The organism is Edwardsiella anguillarum ET080813 (assembly GCF_000264765.2).
In the GTDB taxonomy this organism is placed as follows: Bacteria; Pseudomonadota; Gammaproteobacteria; order Enterobacterales; family Enterobacteriaceae; genus Edwardsiella; species Edwardsiella anguillarum.
The window spans coordinates 1,557,511-1,576,649 of the sequence record NZ_CP006664.1 but is presented as its reverse complement, the minus strand read 5'-3'; the positions used below and the strand labels follow the sequence as shown (position 1 = coordinate 1,576,649).

General features: G+C 60.1%; 16 protein-coding genes. 7 read left to right on the top strand and 9 right to left on the bottom strand.

Annotated features, from left to right (window positions below; translation table 11 throughout):
- Nucleotides 1-122: 122 nt before the first annotated feature.
- Nucleotides 123-1,016 (top strand): LysR family transcriptional regulator, encoded by an 894-nt coding sequence (locus ETEE_RS07100; RefSeq protein WP_034164002.1) that lies wholly within the window; start codon nt 123-125, stop codon nt 1,014-1,016.
- A 567-nt stretch (nt 1,017-1,583) separates the two neighbouring features.
- Nucleotides 1,584-2,177, top strand: a complete 594-nt coding sequence (locus ETEE_RS07095) for a response regulator transcription factor (protein WP_081926404.1) — start codon at nt 1,584-1,586, stop codon at nt 2,175-2,177.
- 36 nt (nt 2,178-2,213) lie between these two features.
- Here ETEE_RS07095 and ddlA read toward each other — a convergent pair whose 3' ends face one another.
- Nucleotides 2,214-3,317 carry a D-alanine--D-alanine ligase gene (ddlA, locus tag ETEE_RS07090; RefSeq protein ID WP_034163999.1) on the bottom strand — a complete coding sequence of 368 codons (1,104 nt, stop codon included), beginning with the start codon at nt 3,315-3,317 and terminating at the stop codon, nt 2,214-2,216.
- A gap of 215 nt (nt 3,318-3,532) precedes the next feature.
- Between ddlA and ETEE_RS07085 the strand changes: the two genes are divergently transcribed.
- Both ETEE_RS07085 and ETEE_RS07080 read left to right on the top strand, forming a co-directional pair.
- Nucleotides 3,533-3,904, top strand: a complete 372-nt coding sequence (locus ETEE_RS07085) for a short-chain dehydrogenase (RefSeq protein ID WP_117026438.1) — start codon at nt 3,533-3,535, stop codon at nt 3,902-3,904.
- A gap of 311 nt (nt 3,905-4,215) precedes the next feature.
- Nucleotides 4,216-5,799 carry a methyl-accepting chemotaxis protein gene (locus tag ETEE_RS07080; RefSeq protein WP_034163998.1) on the top strand — a complete coding sequence of 528 codons (1,584 nt, stop codon included), beginning with the start codon at nt 4,216-4,218 and terminating at the stop codon, nt 5,797-5,799.
- 66 nt (nt 5,800-5,865) lie between these two features.
- Here the strand turns inward: ETEE_RS07080 and gorA are convergent, their stop codons facing one another.
- Both gorA and ETEE_RS07070 read right to left on the bottom strand, forming a co-directional pair.
- Nucleotides 5,866-7,218 carry a glutathione-disulfide reductase gene (gorA, locus tag ETEE_RS07075; protein ID WP_034163997.1) on the bottom strand — a complete coding sequence of 451 codons (1,353 nt, stop codon included), beginning with the start codon at nt 7,216-7,218 and terminating at the stop codon, nt 5,866-5,868.
- A 177-nt stretch (nt 7,219-7,395) separates the two neighbouring features.
- Nucleotides 7,396-8,238 carry a 23S rRNA (adenine(2030)-N(6))-methyltransferase RlmJ gene (locus ETEE_RS07070; protein WP_034163995.1) on the bottom strand — a complete coding sequence of 281 codons (843 nt, stop codon included), beginning with the start codon at nt 8,236-8,238 and terminating at the stop codon, nt 7,396-7,398.
- A gap of 165 nt (nt 8,239-8,403) precedes the next feature.
- On the opposite strand from ETEE_RS07070, the gene ETEE_RS07065 reads away from it, so the two are divergent.
- The 3 genes from ETEE_RS07065 (at nt 8,404) to rsmJ (ending at nt 11,814) form a co-directional block, all read left to right on the top strand.
- Nucleotides 8,404-8,877 (top strand): HIT family protein, encoded by a 474-nt coding sequence (locus ETEE_RS07065; RefSeq protein WP_034163994.1) that lies wholly within the window; start codon nt 8,404-8,406, stop codon nt 8,875-8,877.
- Nucleotides 8,878-9,019: 142 nt separating this feature from the next.
- Nucleotides 9,020-11,062: an oligopeptidase A gene (prlC, locus tag ETEE_RS07060; RefSeq protein WP_034163993.1), complete on the top strand. Its 2,043-nt coding sequence runs from the start codon at nt 9,020-9,022 to the stop codon at nt 11,060-11,062.
- Complete coding sequence (rsmJ, locus tag ETEE_RS07055; protein ID WP_034163991.1) at nt 11,062-11,814, top strand: 16S rRNA (guanine(1516)-N(2))-methyltransferase RsmJ; 753 nt, start codon at nt 11,062-11,064, stop codon at nt 11,812-11,814. Before prlC ends, rsmJ begins: the two co-directional genes overlap by 1 nt.
- Here the strand turns inward: rsmJ and ETEE_RS07050 are convergent.
- From ETEE_RS07050 to ETEE_RS07025, 6 genes are all read right to left on the bottom strand, one after another.
- On the bottom strand, nt 11,796-12,416 hold the full coding sequence (locus tag ETEE_RS07050; RefSeq protein ID WP_034163990.1) for a KpsF/GutQ family sugar-phosphate isomerase: 621 nt from the start codon (nt 12,414-12,416) through the stop codon (nt 11,796-11,798). The two genes, rsmJ and ETEE_RS07050, sit on opposite strands and share 19 nt — an antisense overlap.
- On the bottom strand, nt 12,413-14,050 hold the full coding sequence (locus ETEE_RS07045; RefSeq protein WP_034163989.1) for an FGGY-family carbohydrate kinase: 1,638 nt from the start codon (nt 14,048-14,050) through the stop codon (nt 12,413-12,415). The genes ETEE_RS07050 and ETEE_RS07045 overlap by 4 nt, the downstream gene beginning before the upstream one ends.
- A 16-nt stretch (nt 14,051-14,066) precedes the next feature.
- Nucleotides 14,067-15,020 (bottom strand): ABC transporter permease, encoded by a 954-nt coding sequence (locus tag ETEE_RS07040; protein ID WP_034163988.1) that lies wholly within the window; start codon nt 15,018-15,020, stop codon nt 14,067-14,069.
- 1 nt (nt 15,021) lies between these two features.
- Entirely contained in the window at nt 15,022-16,011 is a 990-nt protein-coding gene (locus ETEE_RS07035) for an ABC transporter permease (protein WP_034163987.1), read from the bottom strand.
- Entirely contained in the window at nt 16,004-17,500 is a 1,497-nt protein-coding gene (locus ETEE_RS07030; protein ID WP_034163986.1) for a sugar ABC transporter ATP-binding protein, read from the bottom strand. The genes ETEE_RS07035 and ETEE_RS07030 overlap by 8 nt, the downstream gene beginning before the upstream one ends.
- Before the next feature lie 126 nt (nt 17,501-17,626).
- Entirely contained in the window at nt 17,627-18,619 is a 993-nt protein-coding gene (locus ETEE_RS07025) for an autoinducer 2 ABC transporter substrate-binding protein (RefSeq protein WP_034163985.1), read from the bottom strand.
- Nucleotides 18,620-19,139: the final 520 nt, after the last annotated feature.

Below are 19,139 nucleotides of genomic sequence, written 5' to 3'. Positions count from 1 at the left end.
ACGGCGCATTTTAACGATGAACTCTGTCGCCCGCATAGGGTAATTGCATAAAAAATAGCATGAATTTACAATGGCCGTTTCAATATGCGGATCCTGCTCGGTAGCCGACCAAAGGTAAAAATATGCTCGATGTTGATGTGAGTGTTATCCGGACTTTTCTGACCGTGATGGATACGCGTAGTGTGACATTGGCTGCAGAGTTGTTGGACAGCTCTACGGCTTCGATTAGCCGCGCTCTGAAAAAAATGCGTGACGCATTTAACGATCCGCTGTTTATCCGGACCAAGCAAGGGTTAGAGCCGACGGCGTTGGCGTACAATATTACGCCTAATCTGGCGCAGGCATTAAATAATATTCAGAACGCCGCGAATCTAACCAATGGTATTCATCAGGGCGATCGTCGTCAGACCCGATTAAAGCTCAGTATGTCCCCGCTGCTGGAGTTTTATCTGACCCGTTTGCTGCAGCGTTACCATTATCCATTTGACAGTGTGGCGCTGATGACGGAAGCCCATGATGGTGATTTAACCCGGGATATCAGTCGGCTGCGCTCGCGGAAAATCGATATCAGCTTTACGCCGCAGAAATACGCAGACTGGATGATTACCAATGTGCCCGTATTCGATGTACAGCCCGCGGTGCTGTGTCGGGTGGGGCATCCCCGCATCGGCCCGGGGTTTACGCTGGAGCAGCTGGCGCAGGAGGACTATCTGAGCTTGACGATGTGGCCATCGCTGTTTGAGGATGATGAGGTGCTTAATCCCCATCGCAAGGCGCCGATCTACTCCAGCTCATCGCTGCTGAATCTGATGATGATGGTGGCCTCCAGCGATTATGTCCTGCTGTGTGGCAAGGGGTTTGCCCAGGAGTTTGCGCGTCTGGTTGAGATTCAGGTATTGGATCACCCCCTGGGACGCTCCACGGGAACCCTATATGCGCACTATCATAAAAGTCGGACGACCGATCCCTGCATTATCGAATTGATAGATATTCTACATACCCGCGGCGGAGAGTAGTTCCCCTACGCAATGAAAAAATAGGCTACCGCCTGTTTTTTCATTTCTTAATGACCCCCATCCTTTTATTTATCCACCTCCTGGCGTGCACCGTCATTACGATGGTGGTTCTGGTTTGTCTAATTTATTATCGGCGCCATAGAAATGGGAAACATTATTATACACTTAATGTTAATCATCGCTGTCAATATGAAGCCCCGTGCGGCTCATGGTTGACTGTTCTGTGTAGGGTTTTATCCGATTAACTCAATCACTTTTCGATTTGTGCAAAGTGTATTTTCGAAAGGGAGTGTTGTTGTATCACGTACGGCTGATTTTAAATAGCATAATAATATGCAGTTAAACGGTATTTGATATCGCGGGTAAAGTAATAGAGATGCATCGATAGAGGATAACAATTGGTGCGATCCCTATATACCCGTTAGTCAAGCTTCACCATTTTGGTCAGTTTATGCCGCTGACGCGCTTTGGCGGTTCTCTCAGCGTCCGATAAGGGTAACTCACCATTCTGGTATCGACAGGGATAAGATTATGCATTCATTATCAACGTGTTTATCTGAAGCGGCAATGATTAACACCGATCGCGCAGCGATTCACATCCTCTCCGGCGATGAGATGTTTATTTCCGGCGTTCGCGCGCTGCTGTCGCACATTGCGCCGAGAGGACAGGGCGCCGTACTGGACGATCGACGTGAAAGAATGCTGTTTATCGATCTGAACAGCCAGAGCCACTCACTGTTTCAGCTGGTGCGCAATTTGGCGGCGCAGTCCGGCTATCAGGCCTATCGGGTGGTGTTTTGGACCGCGCGGCAGCCCGCGCATATCCTTAATTTTCTGCGGCTGATCGATAACGCCAGCTTTATCCATAAAAAGGCGCCCATGAGCGCCATCGAAGGGGCCCTGCGCCAGATCCTGAGCGGACAGCGGTTCATCACCCCGCAGGTGAGACAGACGTTTATGTCGTCTAATGGACCGGGACGGGTGACGGAGGAGACATTCACCATTCTGGATAATATGATGAGTGGAGTCCGAGTGAAGTGCATCGCGGCCAAGATGCATACGGCCGATAAATCAGTCTACAGCAAGCTTCGTCAGTTCCGGGAGAAGCTGTCGCTGCTGCGTAAGAGCGATTTCTTAAGCTTTATTCACGATATCTCGTAAAAAAAGAGCCTGCAACGCAGGCCCTGAAGCGCAGGATTAGAGGCTGCCCGTCGCCCGGCACAGCTGGCTGTCCGCGCGGTGGCGCTCTAGCGCCAGCTCGATCAGCCGGGTGATCAGCGCCTGGTAGCCGATACCGCTGGCCTGCCACAGCTTGGGATACATGCTGATATTGGTAAACCCAGGCAGCGTGTTGATCTCATTGATAATGACTTCATTCTCTGCGGTCAGGAAGACATCGACGCGCGCCAGACCGCGGCACTCCAGCGCCTGAAACGCGCGTAGGGCAGTATGGCGGACACGCTCGCTGGCCTCGGGCGTCATCGCCGCCGGCACAACGACCTGAGCGCCCTGCGCGCTGATGTACTTGCTGTCATAGGAGTAAAAGTCGCTGTGCAGGATGATCTCGCCACAGACGCTGGCCTGTGCCGCCTGGTTACCGAGGATGGCGCATTCAATCTCACGCCCAACCACGCCGCGTTCGACGATCACCTTATGATCGAAGCGCAGCGCGTCGGCAATCGCGCGCTGATACTCATCTGCGTTACGAACCTTGCTGACACCGACGGAGGAGCCCTGGTTGGCCGGCTTGACAAACAGCGTCTCGCCCAGCTGGCTGCGCAGCGTTTCATAGTCGTAGTTGGCCTGCGTGGTACGGGTCAGCGTGACGAAGGGGGTGATCGGCAGGCCCGCGTCGCGCAGCAGGCGTTTGCACACTTCTTTATCCATGCAGGCGGCGGAGCCGATGACATCGGAGCCGACGAAGGGCAGGTTCAGCATTTTCAGCATGCCCTGCAGGCAGCCGTCCTCGCCCTGGGTACCGTGTACGATGGGAAAAATAACGTCCAGCGAGGGCAGCTGTTCACCGCTGATGCTATCGATCAGCTGTCCCTGGATCGCGCCGGGGATTACCGCCAGACGGCGTTCTGAATGATTCAGGGCGATGTGCTGTGGATCCTGGGCATGGTTCAGGTAGTCCTGCCCGCCGCACAGATGCCAGTATCCCTGCTTGTCAATGCCGATAAGCGTCACGTCAAAACGTGATTTATCGATCGCTTCAACAATATTTTTTGCTGATTGAAGAGAAACCTCGTGCTCGCAGGATTGCCCGCCGAACACGATGCCAACGTGAATTTTTGCCATTACCCAACCCGTATAACTCACCAAAAATAAAATAGGTTTCACCATATCGCTGAACCGGGTAAACGCCAACCCTTTGTCGCCGCTCCCCGCGTAAATTGACGCATTTTATGGGCGGGCGCGCCGGAAACGGTACGGAGTGCGCTGAGATTGATACGCGGTTAATCTGCAGTGGCATATGCTGGTGCTGTCGAAATGGTGCGGAGCAGGAGCGAGATATGAGACGATCGGGATGTATGCTGGGATTGGCGATGCTGTTGGCGGGGTGCAGCGATACGACGCCGGAGCCCGCTTTTCGCGGGATGTACAGCGAGGGCTTCGAGGTGAGTGGATTCACGCCCTGCGGCGGCGGGCGCGATGCCTGGCTGTATGACAACGATGACCAGCTGCACGCGGCGAAGAGTCTAATAGCAGGTCAGCGAAACCGGTTCAACCAGCCCTATCCCCACGTGTATGTTGAGTTCGACGGGGTGGATGAGGGGAAAGGCAGCGAAGGCTTTCCGGCTGACTACGATCGGGTGATCCGGGTGACGCGTCTGCGCACCGTCTCTCCCGATGCACCGGCGGGGTGCGTCTATTCCCTCGAGTAAACTGAACGATGAGTGATGGTTTTAATAAATTTAATTATACTTAATTGATTAACCGGATTAAAACCATATGTTTTAGCATAACTTATTGTATTTAAATTGATAATTTTAATGACTTATCCGCCTGCGGTGAGATTATGCCAAGGGCGTTATGCAACCGAATGATTTTTCGGTAAAAACAATATATTACCCTGTTTTTAAAACTAAAAAAAAACACCGAACATGTGTTTATGTGATTAATATCGCGAATTTTCTCCCGCTCCTGCCGATATATCCTTGTCAGATACATACCATTAAAGGACTTAGGAAACGGCATGTTTAAAAACGTCAGGGTTATTACGGGGATTATCGTCTTATTGGCTATATTTACCCTGCTACAGGGACTTTCCGGGCGTCTGTTCTATACGGCGATTGCGCAGGATCGGGACAACTTCTCGCAGTCGCGGGCGCTGAGCTATCAGCAGGAGCAGCTGGCCGATGGCTGGCAGACGCTGGTGATGACGCGAGTGACCATTAACCGGGTCGCGATCCGCTACCTGAAGCAGCAAAATGCCGGGGTGGCGCAGGCTGAAATCGGCCCGTTGCTGGATGCGGCGAACGCGTCGCTGGACAGCGCCGAAGGCTACTTCAAAAACTACCGCGCCGCGCCGCGGCTGCCCGGGCAGGACGCCGCCCTCGCGGCGGAGGTTGAGCGTCGTTTCACGGCGCTGTATAGCCTGCTGCGCGATTCCTCGCGCTATCTGCGCGCCGGCGACTATCCGGCCTACGGCAACCTGGAAACCCAGGCGGCGCAGGATGCCATGGCGGAGATTTATGCGCAGTGGCGCGCCCAGAATCACGGCCTGCTGCAGCAGGGGATCGACGCCAACCAGCGCAGCTTTGAGCGCATGGTGTGGACATTGGCCGGGATCGCGCTGGCGGTTGTGCTGTTAATCATCCTGGCCGGGGCGGCGGCGCGCGAGATCCTGCTGCGGCCGCTGGCCGAGCTGCACGCGCATTTGCGCCGCCTGACCGCCGGCGATCTGTCGGCGACGCTGGCGGGTGGGCGCAACGAGCTGGGGAGCCTGGCGCGCAGCATCAGCGAAATGCAGCAGGCATTGATTTCGATCGTCGGCCAGGTGCGCGGCGGCGCCGATGCCCTGCTGCACGGCAGCGGTGACATTACCGTCGGCAATGCGGATCTGTCGTCGCGCACCGAGCAGCAGGCGGCGGCTTTAGAGGAGACGGCCGCCAGCATGGAGCAGTTAACGGCCACGGTGCGTCAGAATGCCGATAACGCTCGCCAGGCTAGCCAGCTGGCCAGCAGCGCCTCCGCTACGGCGGATCAGGGCGGGACAGAGGTCGGCCAGGTCGTTACGACGATGGGCGAGATCGCCGACAGCTCACGTAAAATCGCCAGCATTACCGGGGTGATTGACTCCATTGCCTTCCAGACCAATATTCTGGCGCTCAATGCGGCGGTAGAGGCGGCGCGCGCCGGAGAGCAGGGGCGTGGCTTTGCCGTGGTGGCCGGCGAGGTGCGCAGCCTGGCTCAGCGTAGCGCCCAGGCGGCGCGTGAGATCCGCACGCTGATCGAGGATTCGGTTCGGCGCATCGATACCGGCTCCCAGCAGGCGACGCAGGCGGGAGAGACGATGCAGTCGGTGGTCGGGGCCGCTCAGCGGGTCACCGGGATTATTGCCGAGATCGCGGCGGCTTCTGACGAACAGAGCCTGGGGATCGCGCAGGTGAGTCAGGCGGTGAGCGAGATGGAGCAGGTCACCCAGCAGAACGCCGCGCTGGTACAGCAGTCCGCCGCGTCCGCCACATCGCTGGAGGAGCGGGCCTGCGGCCTGTCCCAGGCGGTGGCTCTCTTTACCCTGCCGGGGGACAACACCGGCCGCGGAGCCAGGGCCTGATGGCTGCTCTTCACATGAAATAAAACGGGCCGGCATAGGCCGGCCCGTTGATGACGTTCCCCGAGCTTAACGCATGGTAACAAACTCTTCCGAGGCCGTCGGATGGATGGCCACGGTGTTGTCGAAGTCCCGCTTGGTGGCACCCATCTTCAGCGCGACGGCGAAGCCCTGCAACATCTCATCCATGCCGAAGCCGATGCCGTGGATGCCGACGATCTTCTCTTCCGCACCCTGGCAGACCAGTTTCATCCGGCACGGCTGGCGATGCTGGGTGACGGCGGTATACATGGCGGTAAATGAGGAGGTGTAGGCCTTAATCTGCTCATCGCCGTACTGCGCGCGCGCCTGCGCTTCGGTCAGTCCCACGGTGCCGATCGGCGGGTGGCTGAAGACCACGGTGGGAATATTGCTGTAGTCCAGGTGCTCCTGCGGCTTGTTGTTGAACAGACGCTCAGAGAGGCGGCGCCCGGCGGCGACGGCGACCGGCGTCAGCTCGACGGCGCCGGTATTGTCCCCGACGGCGTAGATGCCGGGAACGTTGGTATTCTGGAACGCATCCACCGGAATATAGCCGTTGGCGTCGGTGGCGACCCCGGCGGCCTCCAGGTTGAGGCGGTCGGTATTCGGATCGCGGCCAATGGCCCAGATCAGGCAATCGACGGTCTGGCTATGGCCATTTTCCAGCGTTAGCGTCAGGCTGCCGTCCGCGTGCTTAACCACCGACTGCGGCACGCTGTGGGTGTGCAGCTGAGGCCCTTCGCTGTGCATCACCTCCAGCAGAGTATCGACGATCAGGCTGTCGAAGCTGCGCAGCGGCGCATGCCTGCGGACAAACAGGTGAGTTTCGGCGCCCAGCGCGTTGAGCACCCCGGCGATCTCGACCGCGATGTAGCCCGCGCCGACGATGGCGACGCGCTGCGGCAGCGCGTCAAGGGCAAAGAAGCCGTCGGAGTCGATGCCATATTCTGCGCCTGGGATATCCGGGCGCGCCGGCCGTCCTCCGGTGGCGATGAGGATATGGTCGGCGCTGATGCGCTCGCCGTTGACCTCGACCGTGTGGGCGTCAATAAAGGTGGCAAATCCTTGGATAACGTCGACGTTATTATTTCCCAGACCGCGCTGATAGGACTGATGAATCCGCTCGATATAGGCGCTGCGGCTGTCGATCAGGCGCTGCCAGTCGAAGCGGTTGAGCGTGGTATCAAAGCCGTAGTCCGGGCCATACAGCTTGATGGCCTCGGCGATCTGCGCGGCGTGCCACATCACTTTTTTCGGTACGCAGCCCACGTTGACACAGGTGCCGCCCAGCGCTTTGGCTTCGATCAGCGCGCACCTGCGGCCGTACGTCGCCGCGCGGTTGATGGAGGCGATACCGCCGCTGCCGCCGCCGATGGCGAGATAGTCATAATGTTTAGTCATAGGGATGTCTCAGCGTTATCAACAAGTCGGATTTGCCCCGCAATGTCCCTCTGCCGGAGACAGAATGGCGAGATACCGCCGCTATTTGCAGGATTGCCCTGGAGTGTAACGCTGCGGTGGGCCGACGGCAAAATCTTGCCGTCGGCAGGGCACAAATTCCGTATGAAGCGCGTGGAATTACTCTGGGACGATCCAGCTGACGCTGGCGTGGCCGGTTCCCTGCGGAACTAGCGCTTGGTGCAGCCAGGGCAGCAGGCTACGCATCTGCTCCTCCAGTTTCCACGGTGGATTGATGACGATCATCCCGGAGGCGGTCATCCCGCGCTGATCGCTGTCCGGGCGTACCGCCAGCTCAATCTGCAGGATACGGCGGATGCCGGTCTCCTCCAGGGCATGGATCATTCGCTTGATGTTCTGACGCAGCACCACCGGGTACCACAGCGCATAGGTGCCGGTGGCAAAGCGTTTGTGCCCCTCCTGGATTCCTTTCACCACGTCCTGATAGTCGCTCTTCAGCTCATAGGGCGGGTCGATCAGGATCAGGCCGCGCCGTGTCGCCGGCGGCAGCTGGGACTTGAGCTGCTGATAGCCATTTTCACGGACGACCCGGGCGCGCTCGTCTTTCTGGAATTCGGCGCGCAGCAGCGGAAAGTCGCTGGGATGCAGCTCGCTCAGGTGCAGGCGATCCTGCTCGCGCAGCAGCTGACGGGCGATCAGCGGAGAACCGGGGTAATAGCGCAGTTGACCGGAGCGGTTGAAGTGACGCACGGCGTCCATATACGGCGTCAGCGCCTCCGGCAGATCGTCGCGCTGCCATAGACGGGCGATCCCCTCCAGGTACTCGCCGGTCTTCTCGGCATGCTCGCCGCTGAGCAGATAGCGCCCGGCGCCGGCGTGGGTATCGAGGTACAGGAACGGTTTGTCCTTCTCCTTCAGCGCCGCGATGATCAGGCTTTGGACGGTGTGCTTAAGAACGTCGGCGTGGTTGCCGGCATGAAAACTGTGACGGTAACTTAACATAGGGTGATTTGCTTCTGGTGAGTCGTTCGGGTTAAAAATGAAGCCTGACTGATGCGGCCGTGGCAGGCAGAGACCGGCGTGGCGCGATATTGGATAAAGTATACCCCATTTCATGAGCCGAGGCGTGATAAACCCGCGCGCCGCCGTTGAGGAGATGCGAAGACGATGAGCTGTATTTTTTGTCAAATCGTGCGCGGCGAGGCGCCGTGCCATAAGATCTGGGAAGATGACGGGCATCTGGCCTTCCTGTCTATCTATCCTAATACGGACGGGTTCAGCGTGGTGATCCCCAAGCGCCATTATCCCAGCTATGCGTTCGATATGCCTGATGAGGCGCTGACCCGCCTGATGCTTGCGACCAAGAGGGTGGCGCGGCTGCTCGATGCCGCCTTTGAGGACGTGGGCCGCTGCGGCATGTTCTTTGAGGGGTTTGGCGTGGATCACGTTCACAGCAAGCTGTTCCCGATGCACGGCACCGCCAATATGGACGAATGGCGGCCGATAGAGGCGCGTAGCCAGCGCTTCTTTACCCGCTATGAAGGATACCTCTCCTCCCACGATGCCCAGCGCGCCGATGACGCTCGACTGGCCGAGCTGGCGCGGCATATTCGGTGCGTTGCGGTCGCCGAGACGCCCTAGACCGTGCGCGCAGAGATTGATTTTCTGCGCCGCAGTCCCCATCCTAGCTTCATTACGCCTTATTTTATCCGCGGCGTCACGCGGCGGATATCCCGATTTCAGGGCTGCTGCGTCAGCCCTGCCGACCATAGGACACTTGCTGATGACCAACCCTTTGCTGACTCCCTTTGTGCTTCCGCCCTTTTCTCGCATTACGCCGCAGGACGTGGTGCCGGCGGTGAGCGCGGCGCTGGCCGACTGCCGTGCCGCGGTGGAACGTGTGGTGGCGCAGCCCGGCCCCTTTACCTGGGAGAACCTGATACAGCCGCTGGCCGAGGCCGACGATCGTTTGGGACGTATTTTTTCGCCGGTCAGCCATCTCAACGCGGTAAAAAACAGCCCGGAGCTGCGGGCGGCCTATGAGCAGTGCCTGCCGCTGCTGTCAGAGTACGGTACCTGGGTCGGCCAGCATCAGGGGCTGTATCAGGCCTACCGCCAGCTGAAGGCGGGAGAGGGCTATATGGCGCTGGACAAGGCCCAGAAGCGGGCGGTGGATAATGCGCTGCGCGACTTTGAGCTGTCCGGTATCGGCCTGCCGCCGGAGGCGCAGAAGCGCTACGGCGAAATCGTCATGCGCCTGTCCGAGCTGGGCTCCGCCTTCAGCAACAATGTGCTGGATGCGACCATGGGCTGGAGCAAGCTGATGACGGAGAAGGCGGCGCTGGCCGGCCTGCCGGAGAGCGCGCTGGCGGCGGCCCATGAGCTGGCATCGTCACGTGGCCAGCAGGGGTGGCTGTTGACGCTGGATATGCCGAGCTACCTGCCGGTGATGACCTATGCCGACAACCGCGAACTGCGCTATGAGATGTACCGCGCCTTTACCACCCGAGCCTCCGATCAGGGGCCGAACGCAGGTGAATGGGACAACGGCGCCATCATGAACGAGACGCTGGCGCTGCGCCATGAGCTGGCTCAGCTGCTGGGCTTTGCCAGCTACGCCGACAAGTCGCTGGCGACCAAGATGGCTGAAAATCCGCAGCAGGTGCTGGGGTTCCTCAACGATCTGGCGCAGCGCGCCCATAAACAGGGGGCGGCGGAGCTGGAGCAGCTCAGCGCCTTCGCCCTGCGCCACTATGGCGTCAGCGAGCTGGCACCCTGGGACATCACCTACTACAGCGAGAAACAGAAGCAGCATCTCTACGCCATCAGCGACGAGGAGCTGCGCCCCTACTTCCCCGAGCCGACGGTGCTGAGCGGGCTGTTTGAGGTGGTGCATCGCATCTATGGTATTACGGCCAAAGAGCGTCACGACGTGGATGTCTGGCACCCGGAGGTGCGTTTCTTTGAGCTGTACGGCAGCGACGGTGAGCTGTGCGGCAGCTTCTATCTGGATCTGTACGCGCGCGAACACAAGCGCGGCGGCGCCTGGATGGACGACTGCGCCGGGCGTCTGCGCCGCGCCGACGGCAGCCTGCAGAAGCCGGTGGCCTACCTGACCTGTAACTTTAACCGTCCACTGGGCGATAGCCCGGCGCTGTTTACCCACGGCGAAGTGACCACGCTGTTCCACGAGTTTGGCCACGGCCTGCACCACATGCTGACCCGTATCGAAACCCCGGGGGTTTCCGGGATAAACGGGGTGCCGTGGGATGCGGTCGAGCTGCCGAGCCAGTTTATGGAGAACTGGTGCTGGGAGCCGGAGGCGCTGGCCTTTATCTCCGGGCATTATCAGAGCGGCGAGCCGCTGCCGCAGGCGATGCTGGATCGGATGCTGGCGGCCAAGAACTATCAGTCCGCGCTGTTTATTCTGCGCCAGCTGGAGTTCGGGCTGTTTGATTTCCGTCTGCACACCGAATTCGACCCGTCGCAGGGCGCGCAGATTCTGGAGACCCTGCGTCAGGTCAAGGCGCTGGTGGCGGTCGTGCCGTCGCCGGAGTGGGGGCGTTTCCCGCACGCGTTTAGCCACATCTTCGCCGGCGGCTATGCGGCCGGCTACTACAGCTATCTATGGGCTGAGCTGCTGTCGGCGGACGCTTTCTCCCGCTTTGAGGAGGAGGGGATCTTTAACGTTGATACCGGGCGTGCCTTCTTGGATAACGTGCTATCGCAGGGGGGCTCCGATGAGCCGATGACCCTGTTTAAAGCGTTCCGTGGGCGTGAGCCGCAGATCGATGCCATGCTGCGTCATTACGGGATCAAGGGCTGATGGCGACGGTTCAGCTGCTGGCGGAGGAGGGTGCCGATGCGGCGGCGCTGAGCGCGCTGGCGCAGCGCTGGGAGCTGTGTCATGACGCCGACGCTGTACTGGCGCTGGTGCTGACGCCGCAGCGCCTGGAGCTGCGCAAGCTGGACGAGCCGAAGCTGGGGGCCATTTTCGTCGACTTCGTCGGCGGGACGCTGGCGCACCGTCGCCGCTTTGGCGGCGGGCGCGGTGAGGCGGTGGCCAAGGCGGTTGGCATCAAAGGCGGCTACCTACCCGATGTGGTCGATGCCACCGCCGGTCTGGGGCGTGACGCTTTCGTGTTGGCTGCGCTGGGCTGTCGGGTGCGCATGTTAGAGCGTCATCCCGTGGTGGCGGCGTTGTTGGACGATGGTCTCCAGCGCGGCTATGCCGATGCGGAGATCGGCCCCTGGCTGCGCGAGCGCCTGACCCTGCTGCACGCCTCCAGTATCGAGGTGTTGGCGACATTGACGCCCCGCCCCGAGGTGGTCTATCTCGATCCGATGTTTCCTCACCGGCAGAAAAGTGCGCTGGTGAAGAAAGAGATGCGGGTGTTTCAGGCGCTGGTCGGCGCCGATGACGACGCCGACGCCCTGCTGGCGCCGGCGCGCCGTTTGGCGACCAAGCGGGTGGTGGTCAAGCGGCCAGACTATGCGCCGCCGTTGGCCGGTGTCGCGACCCCTAACGCGACCCTGACCAAAAGCCACCGCTTCGATATCTACGCGCCGATAGCCTGATCGTCCGCGCTACGGCGCAGGCTTAGCCCCACGTCTCCGCCGGGATGCACGCTCAGCAGCGTCTGGCGATCGTAGCCGCTGCGCTGCATCAGACAGGCGCAGGCGGCATCGAACAGGGCCAACACCAAGATGATGGAGGTGGTGGCCAGCATGTTGAGCGGGTCTATCTCGCGCTGTACCCCGGTCGCCAGCGTCAGCTGCGCCGCGCGGGCGATGGCCGAGTGCGGATTCTCCGTGACGGCGATCAGGGGAACCCCCTTTGCCTGTAGCGCCGGCAGCAGGCGCGTCAGTTCGTCGGAATTGCCGCCGCGCGAGATGAGGATCACCAGATCGTCGCCGCGCAGAAAGCCAAGGTCGCCATGGGCCGCGTCGGTGGCGCTGAGGTAGATGGCCGGGCGCTCCACGCAGGCCAGCATGTGCGCGACTTTACGTGCGGCGATCCCCGAGGTACCGACGCCGCTGACCACGATCTTGCCACGACAGCCGTCGAGCCGATCCAGCAGCTGCTGCCACTGCTCGGCGTCCAGCCGCTGCGCCAGCTGTGTCAGCTCGGCGCTATAGATTTGCCAGGCAGCCTGCGCCTGATGCCATTGTGCCGTCATTCTGCCTCCTGCATCAGCTGGCGATACTTCATATGGTCCTGATACATTTCATGGAACACCCGGTATTTGCGATCATAGTAGCGCTTGATGCTGTTGGTCTGCGGCGTTACGGTCTTGCCGATGCGGCTCATGGCACCCATCGCCTCCGGCAGAGTGTCAAAGACGCCGGCCGCGACGGTGCCCATCATGGCGCCGCCCAGCAGCATCGCTTCGCCCTCGACGGGCAGCAGCATGGCGCAGCCGGTGGCGTTGGCGTGCTCCTGAACGAAGATCGGGTTCTTGGTGCCGCCGCCGCTGGCCATGATGGTGTCGATGCGGTAGCCGCTCTGGTTCATCGTTTCGATGATGTGGCGGGTACCCAGCGCGATCGCCTGGATGGTCGCCAGATACTGTAGCGCCAGATCCTCCGGGGTTCGTGACAGCTTCAGACCGCTCATGACGCCGCTCAGGGTCGGGTCGGCGCGCGGCGAGCGGTTACCGTGAAAATAGGGCAGAACGTGGATATCACGGGTCAGGAACGCGATGTTTTCCGGCTCTCCCGCCATTTTGCGTAGCAGGGCGTTGAGCACTTCATAGATGGTCTGGCCGTTGGACTTGGCCTGCGCCAGCAGCGGGGCGTAGCAGGGATGGGACTGGATGACGTGATCGATCAGGGCGCCGGTCGCTGACTGTCCCCCCTCGTTCAGCCAGTAGCCCGGCAGGATTGCCGAATAGTAAGGCCCCCATACGCCGCCAATAAAGCGCGCGGTGGGCGACATGGCCATATGGCCGGTGGAGGTGCCGCCGATCAGGGCGATGCGGCGATCGAAGTCGGCCAGGTCACCGCTGACGCCGCTGGCGCCCAGGGTTCCCAGCGTACCGGCATGGGCGTCGATGATCGAGACGCTGACCGCCGTGCCGGGGATCAGGCCCATCTCTCGCGCCGCGCGCTCGGTTAGGCCATAGCCCAACGGCTCTCCCATGGTTTTGACTTCACGGCCGATCTTGGCGGCATCGTGCGCCAGCAGATCCTCCAGCCCGATTTCGCGGAAATAGCTCTCATCCCAGCGGTTTTCGTGTCCCAGATAGGTCCACTTGCATACGGTGGAGCAGAGGGAGCGGGTGTCATCCTGGGTGGCGCGCCAGGTTAAAAAGTCTGGAAGGTCAAAGAAGTAGCCTGCATTGGCCCAGGTGGTCGGCATATGCTGTTTTAACCACAGCAGCTTGGGTGTCTGCATTTCCGGCGAGATGATACCGCCGACGAAGTCCAGCACCCGGTGGTGGGTGGTGTTGATGCGCTGCGCCTGGGCGATGGCGCGGTGATCCATCCAGACGATGATGTTCTGCTCGCTGCGCCCGGAGGGGCTGATGGTCAGCGGTTTGCCTTCGCTGTCCAGCACCACCAGCGAACAGGTGGCATCGAATCCCATCCCTTTGATTTGAATTGGGTTAATGTCGGCCTGGCTCACGGCGTCGCGCACCGCGTTACACACCGCCTGCCAGATGTTGTCGGACGACTGTTCGACAAAGTCGGCCTGGGGACGGTAGAGGTCGATTTCGCGCGTTGCCTGGCCGACCATGCGCCCGCTGAGGTCAAAGACACCGGCGCGAGCGCTTCCGGTTCCCACATCTACGCCAATAAAGTAGCTTGCCATGAATTTTCTCCTGAAATCAGGCTGTTCGATTCTGTAATGCAATAAACAGGATCAGCACACCGCCCCACAGGGCCATGGTCAGATAGCTGCTGACGCCCAGCAAATTGAGCCCGCTCTCCAGCATCTGCAGCACGATCAGCGCCAGCACCAGCCCCAGAATACGGCCAAATCCGCCGTCCGGGTTAATCCCGCCGAGCACCGAGGCCAGAATGGTGACCAGCAGATAGGACTCCCCGTAGCCGGCCTTGGCCGAGTTGAACTTGGCCATCATCAACAGCGCCGCGGCCCAGCCGAGCAGGGCCGAAATGATATAGACGGCGATCTGTACGCGGGCGGTGTCTACCCCGCTGAAACGGGTCGCCTGCTGGTTGGAGCCGATCAGATACAGGCTGCGTCCCAAAGTGGTGTGCTCCAGCAGGAGCCACAGCGCGGCGGCGACGGCCAGAAACAGCAGCATGGCCAGGGGGATCCCCAGCAGGGTGGCGCTGCCGAGCTGCTGGATCAGCGGCGGGAAGCCGGCGATCACCGCGCCGTTGGAGAGCAGGATATTGAGTCCGGTGAGCAGCGTCATGGTGCCCAGCGTCGCCAGGATCGGCGACACGCCGACCCAGGCGATCAGGGCGCCGTTGAGTGCGCCGATCGCGACGGCCACCAGTAGACCCGCCAGCAGCGCCAGCACCAGGAAGGCCGGCTGCTCGGGATGGCTGACGATAATGGCGGCCATGACCAGCGAGCAGGCGTTGGCGCCGGCGATGATCGACAGGTTAATGCCGCCGGTCAGCATAGTCACGCCCATACCGAGCGCCAACATGCCCAGGATCGGCAGCTGGGAGGCGATGGATTGAAAGTTGGCTACGCTGAAGAAGCGGGTGCCGAGCAGCGCGGAAAACAGCAGCGCGACGACAACGATGATCAGGCACTGCAGGCGAATGATGCGATCGCCAGGCAGCAGGCGCGCAAAGGCGTTCATGCTATAGCTCCTTGGCCAGTTTGCGTTTTTCGTTCCAGGCGGTGCTGCTGATGCTGATCAGGATGATCAGCCCGCTGAGTACCGTATGCCAGTAGGAGGAGACGCCGAGCAGCGTCAGACCGTTCTGCAAAAAGGCCAGCAGAATGACTCCCAGCAGGGTACCGGTGAGGGTACCGCGCCCGCCAGCCATGCTGGTGCCGCCGAGCACCACCGCCGCCAGCACCGTCAGCTCAAAGCCGAGCAGCGAGTTAGGCGCCACCGACTGGGTGATCTGCGCCTGTACCACCGCCGCAATGCCGGCCAGGATCCCCATATAGCCGTAGACATAGAAGTGCAGACGCAGCAGGTTCATGCCCAGGCGGGAGGCGGCGTCGCGGTTGCCGCCCATGGCATAGATCTGACGCCCGAGGCGGGTGTGGTTCATCAGCACGGCGGTCAGCGCGACGGTACCGCCCAGGCACAGCAGCGGCAACGTTAGGCCATAGTCATAGCCGTCTGTGCCGGTAAAGGAGAGGTAGTTGACCCCCTCCATAAACCAGTCGGGAAAACCGTATAGCCAGGTGCCCTTGGTCAGGTAGACCAGCAGCCCATAGTAGAGATTCAGGGTGGCGATGGTAATGATGATCGCCGGCACCCGCAGCCAGTAGACCAGGAAGCCGTTACACAGCCCCAGCAGCAGCCCCACGGCGATGGCCATGACGAAGGCCAGCGGAAAGCTGCCGCCGTGGGTGATGATCCAGCTGGCCATCACGTACTGGGCGATGGCGGTCATCGCCGGGAAGGAGATATCGATCCCGCCGGCGATCAGCACCACGAACAGACCGCAGGCGAGGATCCCGAGAATGGCGTAGCTGGTGGCAACGTCGGTCAGGTTGCCCAGCGAGAAGAATTCATCGGTCGCCAGCGTGAGGCCCAGCGCCAGGGCGATGACCAGCAGCCCGAGATAGGCTTCGTGTCGCCCCGTCAGGCGGGAAAGGAAGGCGTTATGCATTGACCACCTCGGCAATATCCTGTTCGCAGCAGCGCTGCGGTAAAAATTCGGCCACCAGGGCGCCCCGGCGCATCACCAGGATACGGTGGCTGTTGTAATAGGCCTCCGGGATCTCGTCGCAGATCATCAGCACCGCCATGCCCTGCTGCGCCAGATCGCGGGCGATCTGGTAGATCCCCTCTTTATTGGCGATATCGACACCAACGGTCGGCGAGTCGAGGATCAGAATGCGGGGGCGGGTCGCGACCCACTTGGCGATGGCGATGCGCTGCGCATTGCCGCCGGAGAGCGTCTTGACCGGCAGCGCGCTGTCGGCCACCTTGATATTCAACTCACGGATCAGCCGCTGAACCAGCGCATTGGCACGGTGATGATCGAGCAGCCCGGCCTTGGTGTGCAGCTGGTCGAAGACGGTGACGATGGTGTTGTCATAGATCGACTGATCCATAATCAGCCCCTGAGTCAGGCGATCCTCCGACACGTAGCCGATACCGTGGCGGATGGCGTCGCGGTTGCCGTTCAGGGTGACCGTCTGGCCGTCGATGCGGATCTCGCCGCTGTCAGGACGGGTCATGCCGAACAGGCTCAGGCACAGCTCCGTGCGTCCGGCGCCCAGCAGGCCGACGATGGAGACGATCTCGCCCTGATGCAGCGTCAGGCTGATATCGTGGTACTTGCCATGCCGGGTGAGGTTACGCAGCGCCAGGCGCGGCGCAGCCGCTGGGGCATCGTAGGCCGGCAGCGGCGTATAGTGGAAGCGCTGGCCGGTCATCAGGAAGGCCAGCTCGTGGCTGTCCAGCTCGCTGGCGGGCCAGGTGCCGACCAGCTTGCCGTCGCGCATCACGCTGATGCGATCGGCCACCTCCATCACCTCATCCAGACGGTGGCTGACGAAGACCACGCAAATTCCCGTGCTCTTCAGCTCATTGACTACGCGCAGCAGACCGTTGACCTCCTGGCGGGTCAGGGAGGCGGTGGGCTCATCCATGATCACCAGTCGGGCATCGGCGGCGATGGCGCGGCAGATGGCGACCAGCTGGCGATCGGCGATCGACAGCTTTTCCACCTTCTTGTCCGGATCGAGCGTCACGCCGATGCGCTGCATCGCCGCCAGCGCCTGCTGCCGCATGGCGCGGCGGCGGACCCACAGATCGCCGCCCGGCTGGTAGCGATGAATGGCGATGTTTTCCGCCACGCTGAAGTTGGGAAACAGCGACAGGTCTTGATAGATAACCTGCACGCCGTAGTGGGCGGAGAGTGGGGGGGTGAGCTGGTGGAACAGTTTGCCGTCGATCAGGAGGCGGGCTCCCTTTTCCGGCTGATAGACGCCGGAGATGATTTTGATGATGGTACTTTTGCCACAGCCGTTCTGGCCGGCCAGGCAGTGTACCTCGCCTTTATTCAGCGTCAGGCTGACCCGATCCAGAGCCAGCACGCCGGGAAACTGTTTACTGATGTTTTCAAGCGTGATGAATGCGCTGCTGTTCATGGGCAATACTCCGCCGGACGCCCCCGGAGGGGCGTCGTCGTATAACGATGGAGAAAAGATTCCTGAGCGCCGGCCCGCGCGGCCGGCGGCGTTGGTTTCCCTGGTGATGGCGGCCGTGAGCCGGAATCAGAAACCGAGTGACTGGGCGTTATCTTTGGTCACTTCTAATATTTTATTGAAGCGGATGACGTGATCTTTCGTATCTACATCCGCCTTGCCCAGTCCTTCAATGCTCAGGTCCGGTTTGACCTCCTGGCCCTGCAGCAGGCGATCGGCCACGGTCACCAGCGCATAGCCCGCGTCTTTCGGATCCCACAGCAATACCTGCTTGATATCGCCGCGAATCAGATAAGGCGCCGCCTGGGATGGCATGGCGATCCCGACGACGGCCACTTTATCCTTGGCGCGTTTCTTGGCTACCGCCTGACCTGCGCCGATGGGGCCTAGGGAGCCAAAGCCGATAATCCCCTTCAGCTGGGGATAGGTCTTCATCAGATCCAGGGTGGTGGCATAGGATTTATCGATGCTTTCGGCCACCGGTAGGCGCGAGGTGACTTCGAACATCTCTGGATACTTCTCTTTCTGGTACTTCACGGCGTAGTCGGCCCAGGCATTGTGCAGCGGTACGGTCAGGGAGCCGACGTAGATGGCATAGCCCCCTTTGCCGCCCATCACCTTGGCCAGCGCGTCGACGTTGGCCTGCGCGTATTTCTGGCTATCGATGGTTTCGATATCCCACTGGCCGATCTGCTGATCCGGTGACTCATGGGTCAGTACCACGATCCCCTTGTCCCGCGCTTTCTTCAGCACCGGCTCCAACACCTTGGCATCGTTTGGCACCACGATGATGGCATCCACGTTTTTGGCGATCAGATCCTCGATAACCTTGACCTGCTGGGCCGGGTCAGGCGTGGCGGGGCCGGTCTGATAGGCGTTGACATCCAGCTGCTGCGCCGCTTGGTTTACCCCTGTTTCCATGCGGTTGAACCACGGAATACCGGTGACTTTAGCGACCACGGCAATGTCATGCTTTTCTGCCTTTTCTGCGGCAAACGTCGGGGCTGAAAACATGCACGCAGAGGCAAGGGCGGTAGTGAGCAAGGCGAGTTTGAATTTCATGGCTGAACCTTTGTTGTTGTAAGAGCCCGGGAAAATTCATGACGGAAAGGGTAATGAAGAATGGAAACGATTTGCTGCTCATGGGTGATAAAACGTGATCCATACCCATTATTGTAAAATAATGGAAAAATAACGGTTAAAAAACGGTATGAGTTAACGGTCTCCGTAATTTTATTACCCGAAAAATGTTAAATATCATGCTATTCGGATCATTTTATTATCAATCAATTAACATTTCAGACCTCAGTGGTACGCAAAAAGTATGCATCGGATGAGCGATGATCGGTGAATGTTTATATTTGTGAGATGAAACGATAATGCAATTCAGATTCATGAAAATTATTGCGGTAGCGAATGCTATCTATCACCCCACTCGCGGTGTGCGCCTCCGTCAAGCGGGAGCGTTTTCCGTTGCTTTGACTGAAAGTAAACACCATATCGTCGGGGGATGGGGTTATAAACAAAATGTGATAACTCGTCCCCGGCAGGCCATGTAGACTGGAAAAAACGTTGATGGGGG

Bases quoted from the DNA above. Each gene is read 5' to 3' on its own strand.
- gorA (WP_034163997.1), bottom strand. From the start codon at position 7,218: ATGACTAAACATTATGACTATCTCGCCATCGGCGGCGGCAGCGGCGGT.
- prlC (WP_034163993.1), top strand. From the start codon at position 9,020: ATGACCAACCCTTTGCTGACTCCCTTTGTGCTTCCGCCCTTTTCTCGC.
- ETEE_RS07100 (WP_034164002.1), top strand. From the start codon at position 123: ATGCTCGATGTTGATGTGAGTGTTATCCGGACTTTTCTGACCGTGATG.
- ETEE_RS07045 (WP_034163989.1), bottom strand. From the start codon at position 14,050: ATGGCAAGCTACTTTATTGGCGTAGATGTGGGAACCGGAAGCGCTCGC.
- ETEE_RS07065 (WP_034163994.1), top strand. From the start codon at position 8,404: ATGAGCTGTATTTTTTGTCAAATCGTGCGCGGCGAGGCGCCGTGCCAT.
- ETEE_RS07030 (WP_034163986.1), bottom strand. From the start codon at position 17,500: ATGAACAGCAGCGCATTCATCACGCTTGAAAACATCAGTAAACAGTTT.
- ETEE_RS07040 (WP_034163988.1), bottom strand. From the start codon at position 15,020: ATGAACGCCTTTGCGCGCCTGCTGCCTGGCGATCGCATCATTCGCCTG.
- ETEE_RS07095 (WP_081926404.1), top strand. From the start codon at position 1,584: ATGATTAACACCGATCGCGCAGCGATTCACATCCTCTCCGGCGATGAG.
- rsmJ (WP_034163991.1), top strand. From the start codon at position 11,062: ATGGCGACGGTTCAGCTGCTGGCGGAGGAGGGTGCCGATGCGGCGGCG.
- ddlA (WP_034163999.1), bottom strand. From the start codon at position 3,317: ATGGCAAAAATTCACGTTGGCATCGTGTTCGGCGGGCAATCCTGCGAG.
- ETEE_RS07050 (WP_034163990.1), bottom strand. From the start codon at position 12,416: ATGACGGCACAATGGCATCAGGCGCAGGCTGCCTGGCAAATCTATAGC.
- ETEE_RS07085 (WP_117026438.1), top strand. From the start codon at position 3,533: ATGAGACGATCGGGATGTATGCTGGGATTGGCGATGCTGTTGGCGGGG.
- ETEE_RS07035 (WP_034163987.1), bottom strand. From the start codon at position 16,011: ATGCATAACGCCTTCCTTTCCCGCCTGACGGGGCGACACGAAGCCTAT.
- ETEE_RS07025 (WP_034163985.1), bottom strand. From the start codon at position 18,619: ATGAAATTCAAACTCGCCTTGCTCACTACCGCCCTTGCCTCTGCGTGC.
- ETEE_RS07080 (WP_034163998.1), top strand. From the start codon at position 4,216: ATGTTTAAAAACGTCAGGGTTATTACGGGGATTATCGTCTTATTGGCT.
- ETEE_RS07070 (WP_034163995.1), bottom strand. From the start codon at position 8,238: ATGTTAAGTTACCGTCACAGTTTTCATGCCGGCAACCACGCCGACGTT.